16 protein-coding genes are annotated in these 25,153 nt (G+C 38.5%); 14 read left to right on the top strand and 2 right to left on the bottom strand.

The window, feature by feature from the left end; translation table 11 throughout:
* Window position 1 precedes the first annotated feature (1 nt).
* Entirely contained in the window at window positions 2-1,159 is a 1,158-nt protein-coding gene (locus ND811_RS08275; protein WP_265351574.1) for a DUF1577 domain-containing protein, read from the bottom strand.
* 97 nt (window positions 1,160-1,256) lie between these two features.
* Between ND811_RS08275 and guaB the strand changes: the two genes are divergently transcribed.
* From guaB to ND811_RS08260, 3 genes are read left to right on the top strand one after another with little or no spacing between them, the layout of a single operon-like run.
* Window positions 1,257-2,783, top strand: coding sequence for an IMP dehydrogenase (gene guaB, locus ND811_RS08270; protein WP_265351573.1), 1,527 nt, complete (start codon window positions 1,257-1,259; stop codon window positions 2,781-2,783).
* Window positions 2,784-2,791: 8 nt separating this feature from the next.
* Complete coding sequence (locus ND811_RS08265; protein WP_265351572.1) at window positions 2,792-3,565, top strand: outer membrane lipoprotein-sorting protein; 774 nt, start codon at window positions 2,792-2,794, stop codon at window positions 3,563-3,565.
* Between the two features lie 4 nt (window positions 3,566-3,569).
* A complete protein-coding gene (locus ND811_RS08260) occupies window positions 3,570-4,250 on the top strand; it encodes a 16S rRNA (uracil(1498)-N(3))-methyltransferase (RefSeq protein WP_265351571.1) in 681 nt (226 codons plus the stop codon).
* A gap of 17 nt (window positions 4,251-4,267) precedes the next feature.
* On the opposite strand, the gene ND811_RS08255 is transcribed toward ND811_RS08260, so the two are convergent.
* Window positions 4,268-4,537, bottom strand: coding sequence for a hypothetical protein (locus tag ND811_RS08255; RefSeq protein ID WP_238754669.1), 270 nt, complete (start codon window positions 4,535-4,537; stop codon window positions 4,268-4,270).
* 93 nt (window positions 4,538-4,630) lie between these two features.
* On the opposite strand from ND811_RS08255, the gene ND811_RS08250 reads away from it, so the two are divergent.
* From ND811_RS08250 to ND811_RS08200, 11 genes are all read left to right on the top strand, one after another.
* Window positions 4,631-6,100, top strand: coding sequence for a hypothetical protein (locus ND811_RS08250; RefSeq protein WP_265351570.1), 1,470 nt, complete (start codon window positions 4,631-4,633; stop codon window positions 6,098-6,100).
* Window positions 6,101-6,103: 3 nt separating this feature from the next.
* Entirely contained in the window at window positions 6,104-7,252 is a 1,149-nt protein-coding gene (locus ND811_RS08245) for an LIC10775 family protein (protein ID WP_265351569.1), read from the top strand.
* Between the two features lie 3 nt (window positions 7,253-7,255).
* The gene (locus ND811_RS08240) at window positions 7,256-8,053 is read left to right on the top strand and encodes a hypothetical protein (RefSeq protein ID WP_265351568.1); all 798 of its coding nucleotides are present in this window, start codon (window positions 7,256-7,258) and stop codon (window positions 8,051-8,053) included.
* Between the two features lie 78 nt (window positions 8,054-8,131).
* Window positions 8,132-9,769, top strand: coding sequence for a potassium-transporting ATPase subunit KdpA (kdpA, locus tag ND811_RS08235; protein ID WP_100717368.1), 1,638 nt, complete (start codon window positions 8,132-8,134; stop codon window positions 9,767-9,769).
* A gap of 12 nt (window positions 9,770-9,781) precedes the next feature.
* Entirely contained in the window at window positions 9,782-11,833 is a 2,052-nt protein-coding gene (kdpB, locus tag ND811_RS08230; RefSeq protein WP_407658892.1) for a potassium-transporting ATPase subunit KdpB, read from the top strand.
* On the top strand, window positions 11,830-12,408 hold the full coding sequence (locus ND811_RS08225) for a potassium-transporting ATPase subunit C (protein ID WP_265351566.1): 579 nt from the start codon (window positions 11,830-11,832) through the stop codon (window positions 12,406-12,408). Before kdpB ends, ND811_RS08225 begins: the two co-directional genes overlap by 4 nt.
* Window positions 12,401-14,974, top strand: coding sequence for a sensor histidine kinase (locus ND811_RS08220; RefSeq protein ID WP_265351565.1), 2,574 nt, complete (start codon window positions 12,401-12,403; stop codon window positions 14,972-14,974). The genes ND811_RS08225 and ND811_RS08220 overlap by 8 nt, the downstream gene beginning before the upstream one ends.
* Before the next feature lie 15 nt (window positions 14,975-14,989).
* Complete coding sequence (locus tag ND811_RS08215) at window positions 14,990-15,673, top strand: response regulator (RefSeq protein WP_265351564.1); 684 nt, start codon at window positions 14,990-14,992, stop codon at window positions 15,671-15,673.
* Window positions 15,674-15,801: 128 nt separating this feature from the next.
* Window positions 15,802-17,064, top strand: coding sequence for a porin (locus ND811_RS08210; RefSeq protein WP_407658888.1), 1,263 nt, complete (start codon window positions 15,802-15,804; stop codon window positions 17,062-17,064).
* Between the two features lie 182 nt (window positions 17,065-17,246).
* Window positions 17,247-22,847, top strand: a complete 5,601-nt coding sequence (locus ND811_RS08205; protein ID WP_265368905.1) for an alpha-2-macroglobulin family protein — start codon at window positions 17,247-17,249, stop codon at window positions 22,845-22,847.
* A 41-nt stretch (window positions 22,848-22,888) separates the two neighbouring features.
* Window positions 22,889-25,147 (top strand): sulfatase family protein, encoded by a 2,259-nt coding sequence (locus ND811_RS08200; protein WP_265368904.1) that lies wholly within the window; start codon window positions 22,889-22,891, stop codon window positions 25,145-25,147.
* The last annotated feature ends 6 nt before the right edge of the window (window positions 25,148-25,153 follow it).

The raw sequence follows: 25,153 nt of genomic DNA, 5'->3' as shown, positions 1-25,153 counted from the left end.
TTTAAGGTTTGTGATTTTGTTTGCGAAAGAATTCCACATTCTCCAAAAATCTCTTTTTTTCACCTGAACGAGAGGAGTGACCTGCAATCGCTAGTCCTACTGTTAGGTGACCTTCTTCGTTTTTGGAAATGGTTTTGATAGTTCCAAAAGCCGTAAGAGGGGATTGCATTTTGAAAAAAAGATCAAATTGAAATCCAGAAAGTTTGGGAAGACTTTTGATTAAATCTGGATGGTCGACGATTACCTTCAATCCTCCTTCAGAAATATCAATCACCGGAAATTTTCCGTCGGATTTAATCATATTAGAATGACGAATACGGTCTACCATTTCAAAACAAACAGTTTTCATTTCCATTGCTTTTAATAAATCAAAGGTTTCTGTTTTACTTTGCATTTGGATATAACCAATCGGAATGGACTCTTCTTCATCGTTTAGGTAAAGAATGGGTAGGATTAGTTCCGATTTAATTTTTTGGTTTCGTTTGTTATTAATTTCTTTATCTACATCATCTTCCACTTCTTCAGAAAAAACTAAAAAGTCTTCGTTTGGTGATGACTCATAACATTTCCGGTCTGTAGCATCCTCTAACAATAGGCCTTTTTTTGTTTTTTTGATTTGGCGGATGACTTCTGAGTCTTCGCTCGAGTTAAAAGTAGATATTTTGATAAAATCAACAGTATTCTTCAGTTTAGTTTCATAGTCCTGAAAGTTTACTTTTACAGCAGTGGGAACATGAAACATATCGGTTTCGATTTTGGCCTTACTAGAAACCACGTTAGTGATCCATGCGGAACCGGGAGGGACAGGAATTCGTGAACTTTCCCTATCTTTTTTGGCAATGGCAATTTTATCTAAGTGGAGAACGTATTGGGATTCCCCTTTTTCCTGTTCGACTGTACATTCCAGGTGGAGGTATCTGCCTAGAATTTTATAGAGGGTTACTTTTTGGCCTACGGACAGGGTCATCGTAGGGCGTACGCTTACTAGAACCTTGTTTCCATCTGCAGATACTTTTTTTAAAAAACAACTCTCCCCTGAATGGATATTGTCCTTTAGACTCAATTCCTGGTTTAATAAAAATTTCGTCAAAACGTGGAGTTTTTTTTCTTTGTCAGAAAAAACATCCAAAGATCGCTTACTTCTTTCTAGTGTTTCCATAAAAGGTCGTGTTACTTACTATTATCGGACGAATTTCTCCTGAAATTCTCTTGCACGGAGAGTTTTCTTGCTTAAAGTAGAAAAAGGAAGGATAATTATGTCAAATCAACCCCTACCAGGATCTGAGCTTTTCGATGGAGTCAGTGGACAAGAGCTCTTCTCGGTCAACATGGGACTCACTTATCGGGACTTTTTAGTTCTGCCCGGATACATCGACTTTAACCCAAGCGATGTTGAACTCGAAACCAAACTTTCCAAAAATATTTCACTCAAAAGACCTCTGATGAGCTCTCCTATGGACACGGTTACAGAGTCAGAAATGGCCATCGCACAAGCACTGATGGGTGGAATCGGAATTATACATTATAACAACAGTATCGATGAACAGGTAGAACTTGTTCGCAAAGTAAAACGCTATGAGAATGGATTTATCAAAGATCCTATTTTACTTTCCCCTGAACATACATTAGCAGATTTAGATGCGGTTAAGGAAAAGTATGGTTTTAGTGGGATTCCCATTACGGAAGATGGGACTGCCCGTACAAAGTTAGTTGGTATTGTTACGAATAGGGATGTCGATTTTGAAAGAGACCGTGGTATCAAACTAGGAAAGGTTATGACAACGGAACTCATTACTGCCAATGTTGGTATTAGTTTGCAAGAAGCGAACAACATCCTTCGCACCAGTAAAAAAGGGAAACTTCCGATTGTTGATAAACAAGGAAAGTTAGTTGCCCTCATTTGTCGTAGCGACTTGAAAAAAAATAAAGAATTCCCTCAATCTTCAAAAGATGATCAAAAAAGATTACGAGTAGGAGCCGCACTCTCCACCTTACCAGAGTCACGTGACCGTATGGCTGCCCTTGCGGGAGTCGGAGTGGATGCTATCATTATTGATTCCGCTCAAGGAAACTCTAGTTACCAAATGGAAATGATCCAATGGATTAAATCAAATTTTCCAAACATTGATGTCATCGGTGGAAACGTAGTCACAAAAGCCCAAGCAGCAAATCTCATTGCCGCAGGTGCCGATGGACTTCGGATAGGAATGGGACCTGGTTCTATTTGTATCACACAAGATACTATGGCAGTGGGAAGAGCGCAAGCTACGGCAGTGTTTAAAACTGCAGAGTATGCTCAGGCACATGGAGTTCCAGTGATTGCCGATGGAGGAATTTCTAATATCGGAGACATTGCCAATGCTCTTGCGATTGGTGCTTCCATGTGTATGATGGGTTCTATGTTTGCCGGAACAAAAGAAGCTCCCGGTGAGTATTTTTATGAAAACGGAATTCGTCTAAAGAAATATAGAGGAATGGCAAGTTTAGAAGCGATGAGTAAAGGTGGAGATAAACGTTATTTCTCGGAATCCCAAAAAATCAAAGTAGCACAGGGTGTTTCTGGATACGTTGTAGATAAAGGATCTGTCCTCAATCTCATTCCTTATCTCGTCCAAGGTCTCAGACAAAGTTTCCAAGATATGGGATTTCGCAATATTCCAGATCTTCATAAGGCATTAAGGGAAGGGAAACTTCGTTTTGAACGTAGAACGGAATCGGCACAGGCACAAGGCAGTGTTCATGGGCTGTATTCTTATACCAAACCATCTATGCGTGCGGAATAAAATCATACATGCTAAGAATTCTCTTCTTCTTCTTTTTCGTGAGTTTTGTTTCTTTAGAGGCGCAAGGGGCAGCTGATACCAGTTTGTCAGCTCAGGAACTTTTGGCAAGGCTTGACCGAGAGATGGATTTTGGAAAAGGCCTTGTCAAAGGGACTTACGTTCTCATTCGTAGGAACGGAACTTCGGAGACATGGAAAATCAATCGATTTTTTAATGGAGAAGATGCGCTTCTTCTTTTTGACAGGAAGGGGCGTGGACTCGAGTCCAAACTTTTGACTAAGGACGAAGGTGAAAATGTATTTTTCTTCAATGTCCTAAGTGCGAAACTTTTTCGAAAAACAGATGATGAGAAATACGAGTCCTTGATGGGGACTGGATTTTTTTATGTAGACCTTTCTGGTTATTCTTATCAGGCCAATTACAACCCACTTGTAAATGCGGATTTGGAAATAGGAGGTGAAGTGTATTACCGAGTTTCTTTAAAACCAATCCTTCCTTATTTTTATAAAAAATTAGTATTACTGGTCGGTAAAAAAGATTTAAAACCATACCGTGTCGACTTTCACGATAGAGACGGAATTTTATTCAAAACTTTGAACTTAAAATATGGCCCCGTGAAAGTGAAAGAAGTTTCCGGAAAAGTAGAAGAGATTCAAAAAGCCTCTAGGCTCGAAATGTTAGATTTGAACACAGGTAGTATCACTGTTTGGGAAATTCAAGAAGTTGACAAATCGGTAAACCCAGATCCTTCTTTGTTTGCCGTCGATAACCTAAGCCGCTAAACACTTGTTAGAACCTGGACTTATACTTTTTCGCACTGGTTTTTTAAAGAAACCTACGATCTCGCTATTTCCTGAAGAATTGGCGCACCTTCGAGCATTGAGACTTAATAAGGAAGACACCATCATCCAAATCCGTGATGGATTTGGTGGTCTTTACGATTACCAATACTCTCCGCATTCCAAAGAATTAAAATTTTTAAAAGAAACCCAAATCCCGAAAAAAATAAAACACAAATCGATTGCCATTGCTTTACCCAAAGGAAACCGGTTTGATTTCTTTTTGCAAAAGGTGACAGAGATTGGCCTGGACTCGGTGGTATTTCTCGTATTTCGCCATTCTATCCGAAAAGAGTTTAATTTGGAGAGAGCAGAAAAGATTGTAAAAGAAGCGGCGGCTCAGTCCAAACAATCGGAGTTACTATCACTTTCGATTGAACCGGCTATGGATTGGATGGAATCACATAAAGAAAGTTTGGTGGTTTTTCATCCTCACCAGTCTGTAGTATTTACTGTGAATCAACTCATGGGAAAAATTCCCGTGGTAGGTCCTGAAGGTGGATTTCATGTTGACGAAGAAAATTGGATGGAAACAAACCAAATCCCTCGGCTGACTTTGCCTGGCGGAGTTCTCCGGACGGAAACGGCAGGCATTGTGGCTGCCAGTTTCCTTGTGTATGGAACTTAATTTTTAGAACGAACTGATTACTTATTCGTAAGTAAAAGTAAGGTAGTGGAGAGATTGCAGTTTGTGGAGCAAGCACTGAAACAAGCGGAAGCAGAAGTGTAATTCACCCCAGTGATGTCTGGGTATTTTGCGGCACAATCTGCGTTACAGGCTTCTAAACTCCCTCCCGTACAACTAATGAGGAAAGTAAATAGGTTTCTTTCCAGGGTTTTGTCTTCTCTCTTTTGGCAAGATGTAGAGAAGATCATGACAAAACACAAAACAACCAAAACTAACAAACGATTCATATTCCTAAACTCCGTTCTCCCTGCATTTCGTCAATCGGTTCGTAAAAATCTTGACCCTTGTGACTTTTCCTATGCATTGGATGTGATCCTATTATGTCAGACGGTTCTAAAAAGGTTTTAGAAAAAAAAGCGCACGGGGAGTATGAATTCACCGCTTATGGGGAATTTCTGTCCTATTTCCACGCACATATCGATATTTTTAAAAAACTCCTCAAAGCCCGTAAAATGGATCCGGCCAAAGTAGAAGAGGTCGCAAAACAAATTAAATCCTACATGACAGGGAACATTAAAAAAACTGACCAGTTTTTTGAACACTTACCTCAATTTGCTACTATGTTAGGTGTTCCGCAGAATGAAGTTTCTACCTATTTAAATTCTAATTTTATCGAAGTTCTGAATAAGGTACAAGAAAAACTAAAAGCGCAGGAGTTGGAAAAAATCAATAATGCTCCTGTTCCTAGTTTTTCTTCAGCAGCGGAAGAAATCGTCGAACGGCTTCAAGTCACCCATCCGAAGGATTTTGTTTTTGTACAAAAAGGGATTTTGACTGTTTTAGAAAATCCTCTTACTGGTGAAATTATAGAGCCGAGAGGTTTAATGGCTGAGTCTGCCAAAGCAGCTCTTTCGATTCCATCTAGTGCTGAGTCAGAAAAAGAACCGGTATCTTTAACAGATGCTCTAGCTGTAGCCAATGCACCTCCTACTCCAGTAGTCAAAAAGCAGTCTCTTATCCCCGAAAGAGACAAATCCATTCTTTTGGAAATTGTGGAAACATTTGGGGAAAACCTCACCGGTGAACTTTTAGATGTAAAAATTGGGCCAGATCCCAAAGACAATCCTCTTCCAGAACCATCTTCAAAGAATCAATCTAATGCTACACAAGAAGAAGAATATGAAATTGAAGATTTAGAATTTGATGATTCTGATTCTTCAGGGGCAACCAACTCTTCTCACTCACAAACAGATGACGCCGATGATTTTTCACAGGACATCGATGTTGATTTTGAAGAAGAGGAACCAGAAACGCCCCTCGATCCCAATCTTGTCAGGTTGGAGAGTTTTAATTTAAAAGAATTTATGGATATGATCCAAACCATCACTGGTTTTCAAACCAAGTCAGATCAGGTTGGATATCAGAACTGGTTACGTGGTCTTTCTGAATTTGAAAAGGCTGTGGTTTCCCTTCGCACGCAAGTTTTGAAAGAACAAAAAAATGAGCCAGTCGATTGGAATGCTGTCTTTCAAATGATGAGTTCAAAATCGGATTTGAGTCGCGAAGTTTTAAGTGGTATTGTTAAAAAAATCAAAAACTTTCAAATCGTTAAACTTACGTTAGATCGTATGATCCAAGAGTTTAAAAAGGGAAGTCCTGAGTTTATGCAAATGGTGAAAATGGCTTGGCCTCATATCCAAAAAGCTTTTTTTGAAGTACCAAATTATACTCAGGTACAAACAATTTTAAAAGGAATACTTTCTCGAGTGAATGATGAAAACCATAAGAGAGATTTTTCAAAAATCTTTACTATGGCACTAAATTTTATCCAATCTAAATTCCAGGCATAACGTATGTTTGGGGAGAAAAACTCTCTTCATTTTCAAATTCTAAAGAGAACAGTAGGAACCCTATTGATTCTAATTTGGTTCTCACTTTTCCCTTTAAATGCACAACCAAACTCTAACATCATCGTAGATCCTTTATTACAAAGACCTTGGATTCCCGATGCAGAAGAAGAGGAGAGTCGAAGTTTTCACCGATTCCTTTCTGAGTTCAAAAACAAACAATCAACGTTGAAAAAAAAGGACATACATGGAAGAAACTATTTAGTTTCACCATCGGGACGTATCCGTTTTCTCATTGATGATGAATACCGAAAAGAATTTCCAGTAGTGGATGAAGCGGATATTGCAGCTAAGGAACTCGAGGCACTGTATGAAGTTCGAAAAGAAAAGGAAGCTGTATTTCTCGGAAAAGGCATTCATCTTTGTTATCGCTTAAAACTAGAAAAGGAACCTGGTTTTTTTCCCACTTGGTTAACAAAATCAAACGAAATTACAAACCGTGCAACTAGTGAATGGTCTGACCAAACCATCCCATTGGATTTGGTGAGCGAACCGTATGGGTGTTATGTGACAAGTTCCGAGAAGGTAGATACTCTTGTTTTGGAGTCGGAATCTTTCCGTTACAGAATTAGGTTCCCTGCAAAACTTCGGTATGAAGGATTATTTGGAAATCGACTTGGGGTTTATGGCGAAAATAAAGATTCTATATATCGAATCGTACGTTTTGTACAATTTTTAGGGAATTATTTGCCTGTTGGCCAAACAGAATGGGAGGAAGCATTAAAGTTACAGACATCTGGAAAAAAAAAGAAAAATCTTCCAAAAATCATTTTGTCTATTGGGTCTAGCTTTGATAAAACGAAACCTCTTCGCGATACAAAAAATTATTTTCGTTTTTGGGATTCAATGCGTTCGCTTACCCCCGGTCTCATGAGAAGGTTGGGATTTAAAAGAACTGAATTCCAATCCGAGTATTTGAGCGAATGGACGGAGGTAGATGAAATTGGTAATTCTGTTGCAATGGAAATGAAAGAGTATTATCTTTATAATGCACCTCGTGGTTATTTTCTTTCTTTGTCTTATCCTAAAAGAGAAAAAGAGACGGCCAACCTTTATTGGCAAACCATTCGGAGTTCATTTGAGGTTAAGGAGTAATGGATGTTTGTTGGGTTTGTTGAAAATCAAAACAGAAAAAAACCGGATCCAAGTGAAGAACCAACTTCTTCCTTTTTTGTCTTCTGGACAGGCCTTTCTTTTATTTGTGGGTTTGGTATATTTTTACTTCCCTTTGGGGCATTTTTTCCACTTTCTGTTTCTGTTTGGGCCATCCTTATTTTATTTTTGCCAGTTCTGTTTTTAGGAATTCTTCTTACTAAAAGAACAGGATTCAAAATCCTATTAGCAGTTTTTTTATCCTTACTTGCAGGAGGAAATTCAGTGTTATTTTTAGGGGACTCTATTGGTTATCACTTTGGTATCACTTCAAAAATGGAAGTTCTTCCAGAAGAGGTGTCCCAATATCTTAATTATCGGTATTTGTTCCTTCGCGATTTTTATTTGGATGATGTAGAAAAGGGCGAGTTTCGTTCCCCGTTACTTGTTCGGCGAAGATCGGGAGGTGCAGTTTATGGGCCGGTCATTCGATTCCATTACAAACGAATTCGATCTATTTCTGGTAAAGAAATCAAACCACCCTTATATGCTATTTGTTATTCGAAAGAAGATATTCAGTGTAACCTTTCCGGATTGTTTTCAGGAGGAGTTGTTCTAAAGGAACCCATATGGGATATGGCCGAGTTGCCATTTGCAAAAGATTCACTTTTTTTGGTTTGGCGAGGTCCCCTGGATGCAGAGATGTTTAACAAGGGAATTTATTCCTGTTTGTTCTTTTTGTTTTTAAACTTAGTTTGGGCAGTTATTGTTTATTTCCCTGGTTTGGGAGAAAAAGAGTCTTAATCTTTTCTTAATCCCGGATTCTTTTCTCTTAAGTAGACGACTCTTTACGGTTTGTTTCAATCGTGAGAGAATGAATCTATGAATGAGTTACTTTATTTTCCTTTTTTTGTTGGGTTACTGGTTCTTCTCTCTCCCTTTGTCGGATACTATATGGCGATCGTTTTAAATGCGAAACGATTGCCACTAGAGTCTTTGTTTCAAAGGTTCTTATTTTCTGGTGAACCACCTTCCCAAACACCAAAACAATATTTAAAAAGTATGTTTGCATTCCATTTGTTTGGAGCAGGAATTTTATTTTTAATCCTCAGATACCAAAACTTACTCCCAAAGAACCCGTTAAAACTGGTGGGAATGAATTGGGATCTGGCACTTAATACAACCATTTCCTTTATTACCAATACCAATTGGCAGGCATATTCTGGTGAAAGTCAACTTAGCTATTTTTCTCAAATGGTGGGACTCACTCCGCAAAATTTCCTGAGCGCTGGAGTTGGAATTTCCGTGTTAATGTTTGTTAGTCGATCCATTGTTTCCTCTAAGGAAACCAAGTTTGGAAATTTTTGGTTGGACTTGTTTCGTTCTACCTTTTATATCCTTCTTCCCATTTCCATAGTCGTTGCGATATTACTTGTGAGCCAAGGTGTTGTACAGTCTTTTCAAGACCCATTGCAGATTGTGGGCTTAGAGGGACAAAACCAAACCATTCCTTTAGGACCTGCTGCTTCTCAAATTGCTATCAAACAAATTGGAACCAATGGAGGAGGATTTTTTGGTGTGAATAGCGCACATCCATTCGAAAACCCAACTCCTATTTCGAACTTCATTCAAATGTTTTCGATTCTCTTTTTGCCTGCTTCCTGTGTATTTTTATACGGAAAAATCACAAACTCATTTCGCCATGCTTGGGTCGTGTTCTTTGTGATGCTGGCTTTTTTTATATTTGGTTTTCTTGGTATTTTTTATTCAGAATGGAACCATCCCGGTTTTTGGGAAGGCAAAGAGACTCGGTTTACTTTGACAGAATCTACTCTTTGGATGTCATCCACAACTGCCGCATCCAACGGATCGGTAAATTCCATGCACGATAGTTACTCGCCACTGGCAGGTGGGATTGCCATTTTTCAGATGATGTTAGGTGAAATCATCTTTGGCGGTGTGGGAACAGGAATGTATGGGATGGTTTTATTTCTAATTCTGACTGTTTTTTTGTCAGGACTCATGACTGGCCGAACCCCTGAATATTTTGGCAAAAAGATCGGGAGTTACGAAATCAAATGGACCCTTTTTGGAATCTTGGCACCAACAGCCTGTATTTTGATTGGAACTATGGCCACTATCTTTTTGGAATCGGGTTATTCCGCAAAAGGCCCACATGCTTTATCTCAGATACTTTATGCATACAGTTCTGCAGCTGGAAACAACGGTTCTGCCTTTGCTGGGTTTGGTGCTGATAATTTATGGGGAAATTTATCTCTCGGTTTATCCATGTTAATTGGTCGTTTTAGCGTGATCTATGCTGTCGTATTGGTTTCAGGTAGTTTAGGTGGGAAGGTGACAACTTTATCTTCAGAAGGGAACTTTAGATTAGATACTGTGTTATTTGGTTTTTTGACATTTAGTGTCATACTCATTGTTTGCGGACTTTCTTTTTTCCCAGTATTAGCACTCGGTCCAATACTTGAACATCTATTAGTTGAAAAAGGAATATTTTTTTAAGAGGAATTTATGGTGAATACTCAAAATTTAATATCGAAAGAACTTCTTCGCATTTCTTTCTGGAGTGCTTTACAAAAGTTTTCTCCTAAAAATGCATTTTCGAATCCAGTGATGGCTACCGTTTGGGTGGGAACACTCATTCTTTTTTTTCAAATCATCTATTACTTGGTATCAGGAACTTCATTTCAAAGTGAACTACCAATATTTTTTTGGTTAATCCTTACTTTATTTTTTGCAAACTTTGCAGAGAGTGTAGCAGAAGGGCGAGGTAAGGCTCGTGCTGATAGTTTACGAAAGACTAGGTCCTCTACAATATCTAAAAAAGTGGATTCAGTCGGGAGCCAAAACTATATGGAAGTTCCTTCCACTGATCTAAAAATCAATGACATTGTTCTTGTGAACGCTGGAGATTCCATTCCCGGTGACGGAGAAGTTGTTTTGGGAATTGCCAGTGTGGATGAGTCTGCGGTTACAGGAGAGTCGGCACCTGTCATTCGGGAAAGTGGTGGAGACCGGTCTGCTGTCACTGGTGGTACAAGAGTGATTTCTGATCATCTCTACATTCGAATCACTTCCAAACCAGGAGAAAGTTTCATCGATAAAATGATCGCGATGATTGAAGGGGCCACAAGACAAAAGACTCCTAATGAAATTGCTTTAGGAATTGTTCTCTTTGCTCTGACTATCCTTTTTTTTCTGGGTGTAGTCTCACTTGTTCCCATTGCAAGCTTTGTTGGAAATCAGATGGGTGAGAATTGGAATTTCTCTTTTTCCGTTTGGCTGGCCCTCTTTGTTTGTTTGATTCCTACTACGATCGCCGCTCTTTTAAGTGCGATAGGAATTTCAGGGATGGAAAGACTGATTCGATGCAATGTGATTGCCAAAAGTGGAAAGGCCGTGGAGGCAGCGGGTGATATTCATGTTTTGTTACTAGACAAAACTGGAACCATCACTCTAGGAAACAGAGAAGCTCATCGGTTCTATCCATCTCATGGGGTTACGGAAGAGCAATTAGCCGATGCAGCCCAGCTTTCTTCACTTTCGGATGAAACACCAGAAGGAAGATCGATTGTCGTTCTCGCAAAACAAAAGTATGCGATAAGAGAAAGAAATTTAAAATCGTTAGATGTTCATTGGATTCCGTTTTCTGCATCGACTAGAATGAGCGGTGTTGAAATTTCTGAAAATGGAAAACAAATTCGTAATATAAGAAAGGGTGCATTTGATGCGATTAGAAAACATATTGAGTCTTTGGGAGGAACTATTCCAAAAACGATGCAAATGGTTTCAGATGATATCGCAAGAAAGGGGAGTACTCCGATATTAGTTTCAGAGGGAAATGAGCTTCTGGGTATCATAGAGTTGAAGGATATTGTTAAGGGTGGACTCAAAGAACGTTTTGCGACTCTGCGTAGGATGGGAATTCGCACAGTAATGATTACCGGTGACAACCCACTAACAGCGGCGGCAATTGCAGCTGAGGCAGGAGTAGATGATTTTATTGCCGAAGCAACACCAGAAGCAAAATTAAAAAGGATTCGGGAAGAACAAGCTAACGGATATTTGGTGGCAATGATCGGCGATGGAACCAATGACGCTCCGGCTCTGGCTCAGTCTGATGTGGGTGTGGCAATGAATACAGGGACCCAAACTGCGAGAGAAGCTGGAAATATGATTGATCTGGACAGTAACCCAAGTAAACTCATCGAGATTGTTGAAATTGGGAAACAACTCCTTATGACAAGGGGTGCTCTCACCACTTTTAGTATCGCTAACGATATTGCAAAATACTTCGCCATTTTACCGGCGTTATTTTTGCCATTGGCACCGTTAAACATTATGCAGCTTTCAAGTCCAGACAATGCCATTCTGTCTGCAGTGATATTCAATGCCCTTGTGATTCCTCTACTCATACCCCTCTCCTTACGTGGAGTAAAGTATATGCCTAAATCTCCCGATGCCGCCTTACTTCGAAATTTTCTTATCTATGGTGGAGGTGGGATGATCTTCCCTTTTTTTGGAATCAAACTCATTGACTTAGTTTTATCTGGAGGTTATTTATGAAATCGAAGGAAACATCCAATCAGTTGGAAATTACAATCCGGTTCTTTTTTTTGTCCTTAGTTATATTGGGTTTTTTGTATCCGTTAGCTGTTACAGGTATCGCTCAAAGTATTTTCCCTTCACAAGCGGGAGGGAGTTTGGTGAGAATGAACGATAAAATTGTCGGTTCTGAACTTTTTTCGCAAGCGCTTAATTCGCAGTTTTTATTTCGGTATCGCCCAAGTGCCGCAAGTTTTGGCACAATACCGAGTGGTGCTTCCAATTTGAGTCCATCCAGTTTGGATTTAAGAACAACGGTAGAGAAGAGGGAAAAAGATTTGGAAAATTTGGGAATTAGCAAAGAAGAATGTTCTGAACTCTTGTATGCTTCGGCTTCCGGTCTCGATCCGCATATTTCTACTCGTTGCGCTTATGAGCAATCAAAATGGATTAGCGGACAAACAAAAATGCCAATAGAAACTATCAATGAGTTGGTTCATAAATATACGGAATATCCATTGTTTGGGTTTATCGGCCGAGAAAGAGTGAACGTAACGAAACTAAATCTTGAATGGAAACAAATGCTCCATGAATGAAGGCAAACGTCCCGAAGATTTTCTATCTCTTGCCAAACAAGAAGAGCCAAAGAAAAAAGGCATCCTGAAAGTATATTTCGGGATGTCTCCTGGTGTAGGAAAAACTTATGCTATGTTAACGGAAGCCCATCATTTAAAAGAAGAAGGAGAAGATGTACGGATTGGTATTGTCGAAAGTCATGGCAGATCAGACACAAAAGCTTTGATGGAAGGTCTAAATTGGATTCCTCTTAAAAAAATCGAGTATCGTGGCAAAGTTTGGGAGGAAATGGATTTAGAGAGTATTCTGAAAGAAAGACCTAGTTATGTACTTGTAGATGAATTAGCACATACAAATATTCCTGGTTCGATCAATAAAAAAAGATATCAGGATATTTTTACCTTACTCGATGCAGGAATCCATGTTTTGTCAACTGTAAATGTACAACATCTAGAAAGCCAAGTTGATTCGATCGAAAAAATCATCAAAAGTCCGGTAAAAGAAACCATTCCTGATAGTATTTTGGAAAGAGCCGATGAACTAGTGTTAATTGATATTATTCCTGATGAATTATTAAAAAGGTTGTCGGAGGGAAAGGTATACATTCCTGAAAAAGTAATTTCAGCAAAAGAAAACTTTTTTCGAAAAGAAAATTTAACATATCTTCGGGAATTATCTTTATCTTATACTGCGAAGTATGTTGAAAAGAGAATGCCCCAAGGTAGGGAGCGGATTATGGTTGCCATCTCAGCAAGTCCTAATTCGAAAACCCTACTCCGAAATGCGAAACGATTGGCTTTAGAAAGAAATTCTGAATTGTATGCATTCTTTTCTGAAAACGAAGAAAATAATAGTCCAGAATCGGCTCAGTCCATTCGTTCCCATATCCGTTTTGCCAAAGAGCTTGGGGCAGAAGTGGTTCATTCTTTTGAGGCTGATCCAGTGATTGGAATTGTCTCCGCTGTGAATGAAAAACGAATCCACCGTTTAGTAATAGGAGGTTCCAAAAGAAATTTATTTTTAGATTTGTTTTATCAAAATATTTCAACAAAAATTATTAAATCTCTTCGAGATGTTGAAATTATAGTAGTGCCATTTCGGGAGGATCATACATTTCATTTTGATTTTTATAAAAAATTAATTCCGTCTTCTAGCGTTCGGCAATATCTTTCGGTATTCGCATTAACTACTTTTGTGACATTCTGTAATCAAGTTTTGAATTCCTATATTGGATATTGGACGATTTCGATTCTATATTTGTTTTATGTAGCGATTCTTGGAATGTTTTTTAGTAGAGGACCAGTGCTTCTTGCTGCAATTCTTTCAGCATCTTTTTGGAATTTTTTATTCATTCCTCCTCTTTACACATTTTATATTTCCAAATTAGAAGATGCATTGATGTTTGTGATTTTTATGTTAATAGCACTCATTAACGGAGGTTTAACGGCAAAACTTAAAAAAAATGAGACAAAATTAAGGTCTAGAGAGGAGAAGTTGTCCATTTTATATGAACTCACTCATGACTTATCAAAGACTTCCTCTGCTTCAGAGATCATTAAAATCGGAGATACCTTTTTTAAAAAGATATTCCCTTTTTCAGTAAAACTTCATTTTTATCAAAATGGAGAATTTGTTCCAGCCATAGAGGATCCTAAAGATTTAGCAGTGGCTACCTGGACGATTAAAAATGGAAAACCTGCCGGTAAAAACACGGAAACTTTATCTTTATCAAATGTAACTTTTTATCCCTTGGTTTCACCGGGGGGAATTTCTGGAGTGATTAATGTTGTATCTTTATTGGAGCCGAGTTTGGAACAAGAAATTCTTCTGAATACAGTCGCCAATCAAGTTGCCTTAGCACTTGATAGAGATACACTTTCTGAAGATTCCCGGAAAAATTTTCTATTAAAAGAATCAGAAAAATTATACAATTTAGTTTTTAATTCTCTCTCTCATGAATTAAAGACACCGCTAACATCCATTCAAGGTTCTGCTTCAGCATTATTGGATCCAGAGATTGATTCTGATCCAACTGCGCGAAAAAATTTGGTTGAAGAGATCCAAGAGAGTTCCTTGGTTCTCAATTTGCTTCTAGGAAATCTTCTTGATATCAGTAGAATTGAATCAGGGTATTTGACTTTAAAAAAAGAAAAAGTACACCCTTCTGAGATCATTCATGATTCGGTATCCTACTTAGGAAAAAATAAAGTAAATCATCTTATAAAAATTCTGATTAATGATTTGGATGAGTCCATTGACCTTGACCGGGTTCTTTTCTCGCACGCCATTTTTAACTTACTCTATAATGCTTGTTTGTATACGCCGAATGGTTCCACGATTTGGATTTCCTTGGAAAAAAAGGATAACAGTCTTCATTGGATTGTGGAAGATAATGGCAATGGTCTTCCGGTAGATTCCTCTAGTATTTTTCAAAAGTTTTACCGGGGTGAATCTTCCGGAAAAATTGGCACGGGTCTTGGGCTTGCTATTTCTAAATCCATCGTAGAGTTACATGGCGGAACCATAGAAGCGATGAACCGCAAGGAAGGAGGGGCTCGCTTTCTCATTGACTTACCTTGCGGATAACGGAATAGATTTTATATGACCAAAGATTTGATTCTTCTTGTGGATGATGATAGTGCCATTCGAAAGATGTTGCGAATTGCGCTCGAAGCCAAAGGTTATGCCACCATCGAAGCGATTTCCAAAAAAGACGCAATTGAGTCTATTGCTTTGCATTCACCCAAGTTAGTTTTGTTAGATTTACAACTTCCTGATGGGAGTGGGTTGGATGTCATTAAAGAAGTCAGATCCTTCTCTGAGATTCCATTCCTTGTTTTATCTGTTATGAATTCGGAAGAAGATAAAATTGCTCTGCTTGATGCTGGTGCGGATGATTACATTACCAAGCCATTCAGTATGGGAGAACTATTGGCAAGGATTCGAACAGCGCTTCGAAGGCTCCCTGCAGAAGAGACACCTGCCAATTGGGAAAGTGGGAATTTGGTGGTGGATTTTGTAAATTACCAAGTCATTAAGAATGGTGCACTGATTCGGTTAACACCTACAGAATTCCAAATCCTTACCTTCCTTATCAAAAATTCCGGCAAAGTGATCACTCATGATGTTTTAATTAAAAAAATCTGGGGCGATCAGGCTTTAAATGAAATGAATTCGCTTCGAGTACATATCACTCAATTACGAAAAAAAATCGAAGATTCACCTAGTAATCCACTCTGGCTCCTTACGGAACCAGGAATTGGTTATCGTTGGGCTCATCATTGATGAAGAATTTAATAAATTTCAGTATTGCATTCCTTTTATTTATCTTAATAAATTCTTAAGACTGATTTCTAAATCATAATCTACGATCCATTGCTTGGAATTTTGAAACATGGTAATTTATAGATATCATGTTGTATCAAGTAAATGTTTTTTGTTTCTTTAATAAATGTCAAATTCGCTTTGTTGGAATTGTATTCTGCATAACTTTGTTTGTTCTAGGTGGAGTTTTTTTCCCGTTGTCGGCTGAAGAGACTCCAGCAGATGAAAATACAAAGAAAAATGATTCGGTTCCAAAGTCTGTTGTTTTGCCAAGTTCGATTCGTTTTGGAGGATATATTGATTCTTATTATCTATACAATCGAAATCTTCCTAAAGACACAGAACGAAATTTTACAACCCAAGGAGTGCGAAACGGCGAGTTTAATATAAACTTGGCCTACATTGACGCCAAGGTGGAAGAAAAAAACTATCGGGGACGAATTGCATTTCAATGGGGAACATCAGTAAACGCAAATTATGCGGCAGAATCCACAACGGAAAAATATTCGAACCAAAATTCTGTCAAGAACATCCAGGAAGCATTTTCAGGATTTAAAATCGGAAAAGATACTTGGCTTGATGCGGGTATTTTTTTTGGAAATATCGGACACGAGTCTTGGATTTCTCAAAACAATGTCAATTATACAAGGGCATTTGCTCTCGATTATGTGCCTTATTATTCTTCCGGAATTCGATTATCCCATAAGTTTACTGAAAAATTCAGTGTTCAATTGCAGATTCTTAATGGATGGCAAAATATTACAGATAATAATAAAGACAAAGCTTTTGGCAGTCAGATAAAATACCAATTTAGCCCCAGTTTTATTTTAACACTCAATCAGTTTGCCGGAAACGAAGCGCCTAATAATGAAAGAAAACAAATTCGATTGTATCAAAACACAATTTTAGAATGGATCGTTTCAGAAAGATTAAGTTTTATTGGGCAGTTTGATATCGGGGCACAAAAAGCAAAACAAAGGTTTGTATACGAACCATTGTTAGGTATCTATGATCCAAATTTGGGGGAATATAAAGAGACATCATCCAATGCATTTCGTCAGTGGTATCATGGAACTATTTGGCTTAGTTACAAACTCACACCAGATTACAGATTGAGTTTTCGTATCGAACGATTTTATGATCCTCTTCAAGTGATGGTAAATACTGGAACTAAGAATGGATTTATGAGTAACGGTTATACAACAACATTTGATATCCTTAAGTTTGATCCTGGATTGCTTAGATTTGAATATGTCTACCGAAGATCCGCAGATTCTGTATTTGCTTATCGAGACAAACAGAACTCGAAAAAAGAGGATTTCTTTGTCGTCGCGTTTTCGATGCATTTTTAAGTCTGGTTTAGATGGTAATTTTTTTTAGTTTTTCAAATTGAAAATTGGGAACCTTTTTGCCTTTCATTTGGTCTAATTACTGTTCATAGATGTTTCTCCTTATGATACCCGCAGGGAGGGGTTAATATCCCTGATTTTCTTTTTTTTCTTTCCAAGCCGCTTCCCTGTTTTTAAATTTTGTCATGTTTGCAAAGCGCTGGCTTTTTCTTTTCCTCTGCCTTTCCTTATTTATCGTTCGTTCGGACAACTCTCAAACCTTTCCGGCGAGCATTGAATTTTTTACTCCCAACGGATTTGTGAAACAGCCAAAACAAGTGACTGTACGGTTCACAAAACCGATGGTTTCCCTCGGGGATATTCGCCCCAAAGTAGATATTTTTCAAATCAAATGTCCACTTCCTGGATCTAGTCGTTTTCTCGATTCCACTACCTGGGTTTATGAATTTGAAAAAGAACTTCCCGGTGGAGTGGAGTGTTCCTTCCAGCTAAAAGAGGGAACCAAAACTTTAAATGGAGACCTGGTTCAGGGCGAACGTAATTTTTCCTTTCATACGGGAGGGCCATCCGTTCAATATTCGAGTCCATACAATGGAGCCTCTATCACAGAAGACCAAATCTTTGTTTTGCACTTAGATGCTAAACCGGATCTTACTTCTTTTCAAAAATATACCTACTTTCGTTCCGAGGAATTAGGAAACAGAATTCCAATCATCTTAGTCACTGGATCCGAAAGAAAATCAATTTTAAAGTCAACAGGAGATACAGATAGAGAAGAAACAGTTCTTTTAAAATCAAAACAAACTTTCTTACCGGACCGGCAAATTCAACTTGTGCTCGGTAAAGGAACCAAATCGGTTTGGGGTGGGGAAATTCGAGAGGATGAGATTTTGTCATTTACTGTAAGACCTGTATTCTCTGTTCGTTTTAGTTGCGAAAGAGTCAATGCAAAAGCAGATTGTATTCCGATCCTTCCAGTTTCGCTTTCGTTTAGTTCGGCGGTACCTCGTTCCTTATTACAAAAAATCAAATTAGTTTCTAAAGATGGAAAAGAATACCCACAATCGCCAATGGCTGAAAAAGGAAATGAATTTTATGAATGGGTGAGTTTTCCTGGACCATTCCCAGAAAATAGCGAATTTGAAATTCGAATTCCAGAACTGGTAGACGACAATAACAGAAGTTTATCGAATATTGGTTCATTTCCTTTAAAGTTTAAAACAGATGAATTTCCGCCACTAGCCAAGTTCAGTGCTAAATTTGGTATTTTGGAATCAAAAGCCAAACCGGCGTTACCTGTTACGCTTAGAAACTTAGAAGTCAGTCTTCCAATGAAATCCATTTCTCTCGGAGTTGGTGGGAAAAGCCAAAAGACGATGGATATACTGGAAATTCAAAAATGGTTTCAAATTCTTTCCTCAAGAGAAAGAGAACAATCTGTTTTTCAAAATCCTCCAACTAACGCTAGTATTTCGTCTTTATCACTTCCCAAACCCAATGGGAAAAAACCGATGGAGGTGGTAGGAATTCCTTTGGAAACACCAGGGTTTTATGTAGTAGAGCTTGCGAGTGATATCCTTGGAACGAGCCTTCTCGAGAAAAAAGGAAAGATGTATGTTTCCAGTGCTGCCTTAGTCACCAATCTTTCGGCTCATTTTAAATGGGGAAAAGATACAAGCCTTGTTTGGGTCACAAACCTTGACCAAGGACTTCCAGAATCTGGTGTACAAGTGAAAGTTCTCGACTGTAAAGGAAACTTGCGTGGAGCCGGAATCACAGGAAAAGATGGCAGTATGCTCTTTGGAAATTTAAATTTCCAAGAGATTCCCTATTGTGGTTATCATGAGTTAGGTTCCGGTTTAACTATCTTTGTTCAAAAAAATGATGATATCAGTTTTACATCAAGCACTTGGGACAAAGGGGTCGAAAGTTGGCGTTACCAGCTACCAAGTGCCACAACTGGTTATTCCAAAGAAATCAAATCTATCGTTCTCGATCGAACTCTGTTTAAAAAAGGGGAGACGGTTCACTTAAGACATGTTCGGCGTGGTTTTGGAAATAAGGGACTCATTGCTGCTGATCCCAAAGACTATCCATCGCAAGTCATTATCAAACATGAAGGATCTGGGGAAGCATATCCCGTGCCATTGGTTTGGTCTTTTCCTGGTCATTCTGAATCGGAATTTAAAATTCCAAAAAATGCAAAACATGGGGTTTATATTGTTTACTATCCATATTCAAACGATGATTCAAGTTATGGAGAAACAGTTACACAATTTCGAGTCGAAGAATTTCGTTTGCCTGTAGTAAAAGGAAATATCCAACTTTCAGGTGATAAACAGGAGTTAGTTTCTCCAAAAGAATCTAAGGTTTTATTTGGGTTAGAGTATTTGTCGGGAGGGGGTGCAGGCGGTTTTCCAGTAAAAATCCGCTCTCAAATAGTGCCAGGTCATTATTCACCAAAAGAAGAGTATTCCGCATTTTCCTTCTCACCAGAATCCATAAAAGAAGGGAAATGGAAGGCGAGTGGTTATGACGAAGAAGAAGTAGAAGAATCTAAACCGGCCGTTCTTTCTACCTCTTTAAAAACTGATGAAAAGGGTTTTTTACAATATAAATTCGATGGGCTAAAATCCGGTCCCGGTTATGGAAGTTTCCAAGTCGAAATGGAATATGCCGATCCGTCTGGCGAAATCCAAACTGTTTCTAGAAGTTTTCCCGTTTCACCTGCAGAAATACATTTGGGAATTCTTCCTGATGGTTGGTTATTTACTGAAGATAACGTGAAACTTCAGTTAGTTGCTCTTGACCAAAAAGACAAAACAATCGGTTCTCAAAAAATAAAAGTCACTGCCTATAAAAGGGAATTTTATTCCAATCGGAAACGTTTGGTCGGCGGTTTTTATGCCTATGAACATTATGAAGAGGTAACAAAACTTGGAGAATTTTGCGAAGGAAAAACAGATTCTAAAGGAATTTTAATTTGTGAAGGTAAATCGCCTGGAGTAGGTGATATCGTATTTCTTGCAGAAACAAAAGATTCTTCAGGGAACCTAACCAGTTCTAGTTATAATGTTTGGGTTAGTTCCAAACAAGAAGCATGGTTTGATGTCAGTGATCATAATCGAATGGATATCCTCCCAGAAAAACGTTCTGTTGATGTAGGTGAAACCATTAAAATACAGGTTCGTTCTCCTTTCCGAGAAGCAACCGCTCTTGTCAGTTTAGAAAGAGAAGGTGTTCTAGATTATTTTGTTACACCGGTATCGGGAAAAGATCCAATGATCTCCATACCTATCAAGAAGGAATATGCACCGAATGTTTTTGTTTCCGTATTTTTAGTTCGTGGCCGAGTAGGAGAACCCAAACCAACAGGTCTTGTCGACTTAGCAAAACCGGGATACCGTTTGGGTCTTACCATGTTAAAAGTCGGATACAAACCGTACAGTTTGTCCGTATCTGTAAATCCTGAGAAAAAACTATACCAAGTAAGAGAAACAGCAAATGTCGAAATTGAAATTAAAAATTCTGATGGAAAGGTTCCTGTGGAATCAACTGAAGTGACTCTTGCGGTTGTGGACGAAGCTCTTCTGGAACTATCTCCAAACCCCACTTGGAATTTAATAGATGCTATGATGGGAACAAGACCACATTCTGTGGGAACTTCCACCGCCCAATCACAGATTATTGGAAAACGGCATTTTGGTTTGAAGGCAAAACCGGATGGAGGAGGCGGGGGAAAACAATCCACACGTTCCCTTTTTGATACCTTACTCTATTGGAAGGGAAAGGGAATTGTTGGAAAAGATGGAAAATTAAAGCTTAGTTTTCCTTTGAACGATTCCCTCACAAGCTTTCGCATTGTAGCCATTGCGACCTCTGGAACCAAAGAGTTTGGTACTGGGATGACAAAGATCCAAACCACTCAAAAAATCCAATCCTTTTCAGGAATTCCACCTGTAGTCAGGTTAGGTGATCATCTTCGTCATGAAGTCACACTTCGAAATGCTGGTGAAAACAAAGAACAACTTCGTTTACGTCTTTCCGTGACAGATTTAAAAAATGGAACGGATTCCAAAGAAGAGTTAGAAACAAAATCGGCCATCCTCGGGCCTGGGGAAACTAAAGTTGTTTTTTGGGATTTAACGGTTCCTGAAAATACCACCAAGCGAAAGTTATATCTTGAGGTTTCCGCACCGAATGGAACGGTCCTTGACCAAATGGCTGTGGAACAAAAAGTATTACCTGTGGATACGGAAAGAGTATACCAAGCAGGTTTATTTTTATATGAATCTCAAATAAAGGAGTCGGTTCAGGTTCCAGAAGGTTCGAAGCCCGACTCTGGTAAAATGATTTGGAAAGCATCACCTACAATCTTAACGAGTTTATCTGGTATTCAAAATTATTTTCACACTTATCCTTATTATTGTATGGAACAACGTGTTTCTAAAGCGATCGGACTAAAGTCAGAGGTTTTTTGGAATGAGGTGTTCACAGATTTGAATTCATTTTTAGATTATGATGGCCTTGTTAAATACTTTGCTCGTATGGAACATGGGAGTGAAATCCTCACGGCTTATGTATTAACTTCTGCACAACTTACCAATCAAAAAGTTCCAGACGATAGTTTGGCTAGAATGATTGCGGGTTTACAAGGATATGTAGAAGGCCGAGTTAGTGGAGAAAGATATAGATTCGGTGCCGATTCAGTGATTCGAAAAATTATAGTTTGGGAAGCACTCACAAGATACCAAACTTATGAATGGGAACAAGTAAGACCAATTTTTGACGGTCTTGAGTTTTTACCAACCGCGTCCCTAATTGATTTATCTGAAATTTGGGGAAGAGTGAACGGTGGAGATAGTACTGTAAAGTCTAGGTTAACTAGTGTTTTGCGATCTAGGCTTAATATCCAAGGTTCAGAACTTGTGATTGCTGATTCTGGTTTTACCAATCCTTGGTGGATTTTGGGAAGCCGCGATTATACGATGGCAAAATTTTTACTTTGGGCTTTTTCCGAACCAAGTTATAAAAAAGATATGCCTCGTCTCATAAAAGGTTTTGTCAAAATGCAAAAAAGAGGAAGTTACGATACAACACTTGGTAATGCTTATTCCATTTTGGTTTTTGACCGAGTGAGTAAACTTTTCGAATCTGAAAAAGTCACTGGTGGAAAAATAAAGATCCAATCGGCAAAAGAAGTTTATCATTTAGAACCTAACGGAAAACAGATGGTTACACAAACAATCGGAACCACTCCTGAAACAGTTTCAGTTAGTTACGATGGAAAGGGCAAACCTTGGGTGGAGTGGTCTGTGAATTCGGTTTTACCTTTGAAGGCTCCTATATCTAGTGGTTATCGCATCAAACGAACTTTTGAACCAATCCAGGTCGCAAAATCTGGCGTGTTGACAAAAGGAGACACCATTCGGGTCACCTTGGAAATCCAAGCCGATTCTGATAAAACTTGGGTAGTCATCGAAGACCCAATTCCGCCAGGTTCCCTCCCTTTAGGGCGAGGATTTGGTCGGGAGTCTATCATGCAAGCGGAGGGAAAAACAGGAGATACATCTTATTATTTGAGTTTTGAGGAAAAAACCCTCTCCACGTATAGAGCGTATTTTGAATATCTCCCCAAAGGAACACATACCCTGGAACATAGCTTTCGTTTAAACCATTCGGGAAGTTTCAAAATGCCGGCCACCCGGGTTGAGGCAATGTATTCCCCAGAAACACATGCGGAATGGCCGAATGAAACTGTAAGGATTTCGGAAAAAGGGGACTAGGAAAAGTTTACGGAATCAGGGGTTCTGGAATTATGACTCTAATGGGTCCGAACCAAGCCCCTCTTTTCCCCATCCGAATCCTAAAAATCTCCCTTTGGTTTACAGTTTTTTTTTATCTATTTTTTTTACTTTTTAATACAAGTTTTACCATCATGGGAGTCGACGTAGGTGACTTCCTCAAACAGTATTTAGGTGCTTTTTTTGGAGTATATCTCACCACTACCCTTAAAGTATTTTCCGTTTCGTTATTTTTACACCTCTCTCTCTTTTCTCTTGTTTACTTAACATACCATTTTCTGAATCAAAAAAAAGTATCTTGGGTAGTTTTATCGGTTTGGGTCCTACTGATCGAGTGTTTGGCTCTCTGTCATTCTATGGTTAGTTTTCCGCAAATTTATGGTGAGTTTTTTTTCTTCCGATATCCTTCATTTGCTTCGTTCCTTTATTTTTTGACAGACCATACCAGTCCCTTTTATTTCAGCTTAGTTTTAGGACTTCTTCTTTTAGTTTTTATCAGCATTCTCCTTTTTCAGGTCTATCTCCATAAAAATAAAGAAACGTTTTTTGTCTTAGTGCATGTTCTTATTTTAGGACTGGTTCATTTGTCTGGATCCTATATGTTGGGTATTGTTTATTTTGCCCTTTTATTCTGGCAGGGAAAACAATATCAAAGAGTTCATATCAAATCTTATGGACTAATCATATTTCTTTTAATATTCTTTTATTTGTTACCAAGTGTTTGGAATCAGATTGAGGTATTGACTAAATCAAAAGAAAAAGACAAACCTCCTATTTTTATTTTGTCAGCGGACTCTCTTCGGTATGATAAAGTTGGTCAGATTATTGATGGAAAAAGTATCACACCAAACATTGATTCCTTTGCTAAAGATAGTTTTGTTTTTCATGACCACCATACAACGATTCCCCGAACTTTTCCAAGTTGGACAGATTTATTAACGGGCCAATATTCGATGAGCCATAAGGTTCGCGATATGTTTCCTTCCTTAGAAGAAAAACAAAGGATAGGTTCCGCTTCTTTTCCTACAATTCAACAAATGTTACAAAAGTTAGGATATAGAAGTTATGCAGTTGGGAGTTTTGCCGCAGATATTTTCCCTCGTGCTAACTTCGGATTTGATGAGGTATTTGCACCGAATTTTAATGCTCGCATAATGACCGTTCAGCGAACTGCGGAATCACAATTATTCCTTTTACCTTTTCTTACTGGTTCCTGGTTTTCTGGCGGAATGTATTTAGAGGAGATGGATGGGTTATCTACTTGGGGAGATGGAACACGTATTCTTAATCGATTTCGTTCCATAGTTAAAAGAGAGGGTGCATCTCCTTATTCGGTAACTTATTTTTCTAGTGTCATTCATTTCCCATACACTCCAGCTTATCCTTACTACAAATCATTTACAAGTCCCAACTATTATGGAAAATATAAGTATTTAAAGTTTGTAGATCCTACTAACTCGGCTCTTCCTAACGAAGAGGAGACAAAACAGATCCGTGGACTTTTTGATAGTGCTGTGTTTGCTTTTGATGTAGAGTTTGGAGAGATCATTTCCGAACTTAAAGAGCGTGGGATTTATGAGGAAGCCATCATCATATTGACTGCTGACCACGGGGAAGCATTGTATGAAGATGTACATGGTCAAGGACACGGAGAACATTTACGAGGGGAGGCGGTCACCCACGTCCCTTTATTCATTAAATTTCCAAAATCAAAAATAGAAACAACAACTGAACATGAGTTTTTTGGAATCACATCGAGTGTGGATTTATATCCAACGCTGATGGATTATTTTGGAATTCCCAGCAAATCAAAGTTTCCAGGTAAGTCTTTACTTCCGATCCTTGGAAAAACCAATTGGGAAGAAGATCGATATGTTTATGCGGAAACTGGAATTTGGTTTTCTGATACCGGGGATCACTTTTTTCAAAAACAAAGAATCCCTTATCCGAACATACTTTCTCTCCACCAAGTAGTTCCTGAACAAGATTATCAAATTATGATTACCGATCCTATTTATAGAGAAACCATTGCATTTTCTAAACATAGGTCAGTTCAAAATTCAAATTATAAATTAATATATATACCTACACGCCAAGGTGTGTTATTTGAATTGTATGATCGAAAAAACGACCCTCTCAATAGGAAAAACCTTTATCCCCTTCACCCAGTAAGTGCCAAAATGAAAGACTTACTTTATAAAACGGTGATCCAGTGGGAAGAAGCCACTCTCGCAGGAGAGTATTTAATACCGAGTTCTTTATCAGATATAAATGAAAACTAAATAGGA

Origin of the sequence: Leptospira soteropolitanensis (assembly GCF_026151655.1) — a bacterium.
Taxonomy (GTDB): Bacteria; Spirochaetota; Leptospiria; order Leptospirales; family Leptospiraceae; genus Leptospira_A; species Leptospira_A soteropolitanensis.
Note: the sequence above shows the minus strand (reverse complement) of the source record. Positions and strands in the feature narration are given on the sequence as shown.

Bases quoted from the DNA above. Each gene is read 5' to 3' on its own strand.
- kdpA (WP_100717368.1), top strand. From the start codon at position 8,132: ATGAATGAGTTACTTTATTTTCCTTTTTTTGTTGGGTTACTGGTTCTT.
- ND811_RS08205 (WP_265368905.1), top strand. From the start codon at position 17,247: ATGTTTGCAAAGCGCTGGCTTTTTCTTTTCCTCTGCCTTTCCTTATTT.
- ND811_RS08245 (WP_265351569.1), top strand. From the start codon at position 6,104: ATGTTTGGGGAGAAAAACTCTCTTCATTTTCAAATTCTAAAGAGAACA.
- ND811_RS08225 (WP_265351566.1), top strand. From the start codon at position 11,830: ATGAAATCGAAGGAAACATCCAATCAGTTGGAAATTACAATCCGGTTC.
- ND811_RS08255 (WP_238754669.1), bottom strand. From the start codon at position 4,537: ATGAATCGTTTGTTAGTTTTGGTTGTTTTGTGTTTTGTCATGATCTTC.
- ND811_RS08250 (WP_265351570.1), top strand. From the start codon at position 4,631: ATGTCAGACGGTTCTAAAAAGGTTTTAGAAAAAAAAGCGCACGGGGAG.
- ND811_RS08220 (WP_265351565.1), top strand. From the start codon at position 12,401: ATGAATGAAGGCAAACGTCCCGAAGATTTTCTATCTCTTGCCAAACAA.
- ND811_RS08240 (WP_265351568.1), top strand. From the start codon at position 7,256: ATGTTTGTTGGGTTTGTTGAAAATCAAAACAGAAAAAAACCGGATCCA.
- ND811_RS08210 (WP_407658888.1), top strand. From the start codon at position 15,802: ATGTTGTATCAAGTAAATGTTTTTTGTTTCTTTAATAAATGTCAAATT.
- ND811_RS08215 (WP_265351564.1), top strand. From the start codon at position 14,990: ATGACCAAAGATTTGATTCTTCTTGTGGATGATGATAGTGCCATTCGA.
- ND811_RS08200 (WP_265368904.1), top strand. From the start codon at position 22,889: ATGGGTCCGAACCAAGCCCCTCTTTTCCCCATCCGAATCCTAAAAATC.
- ND811_RS08275 (WP_265351574.1), bottom strand. From the start codon at position 1,159: ATGGAAACACTAGAAAGAAGTAAGCGATCTTTGGATGTTTTTTCTGAC.
- ND811_RS08265 (WP_265351572.1), top strand. From the start codon at position 2,792: ATGCTAAGAATTCTCTTCTTCTTCTTTTTCGTGAGTTTTGTTTCTTTA.
- guaB (WP_265351573.1), top strand. From the start codon at position 1,257: ATGTCAAATCAACCCCTACCAGGATCTGAGCTTTTCGATGGAGTCAGT.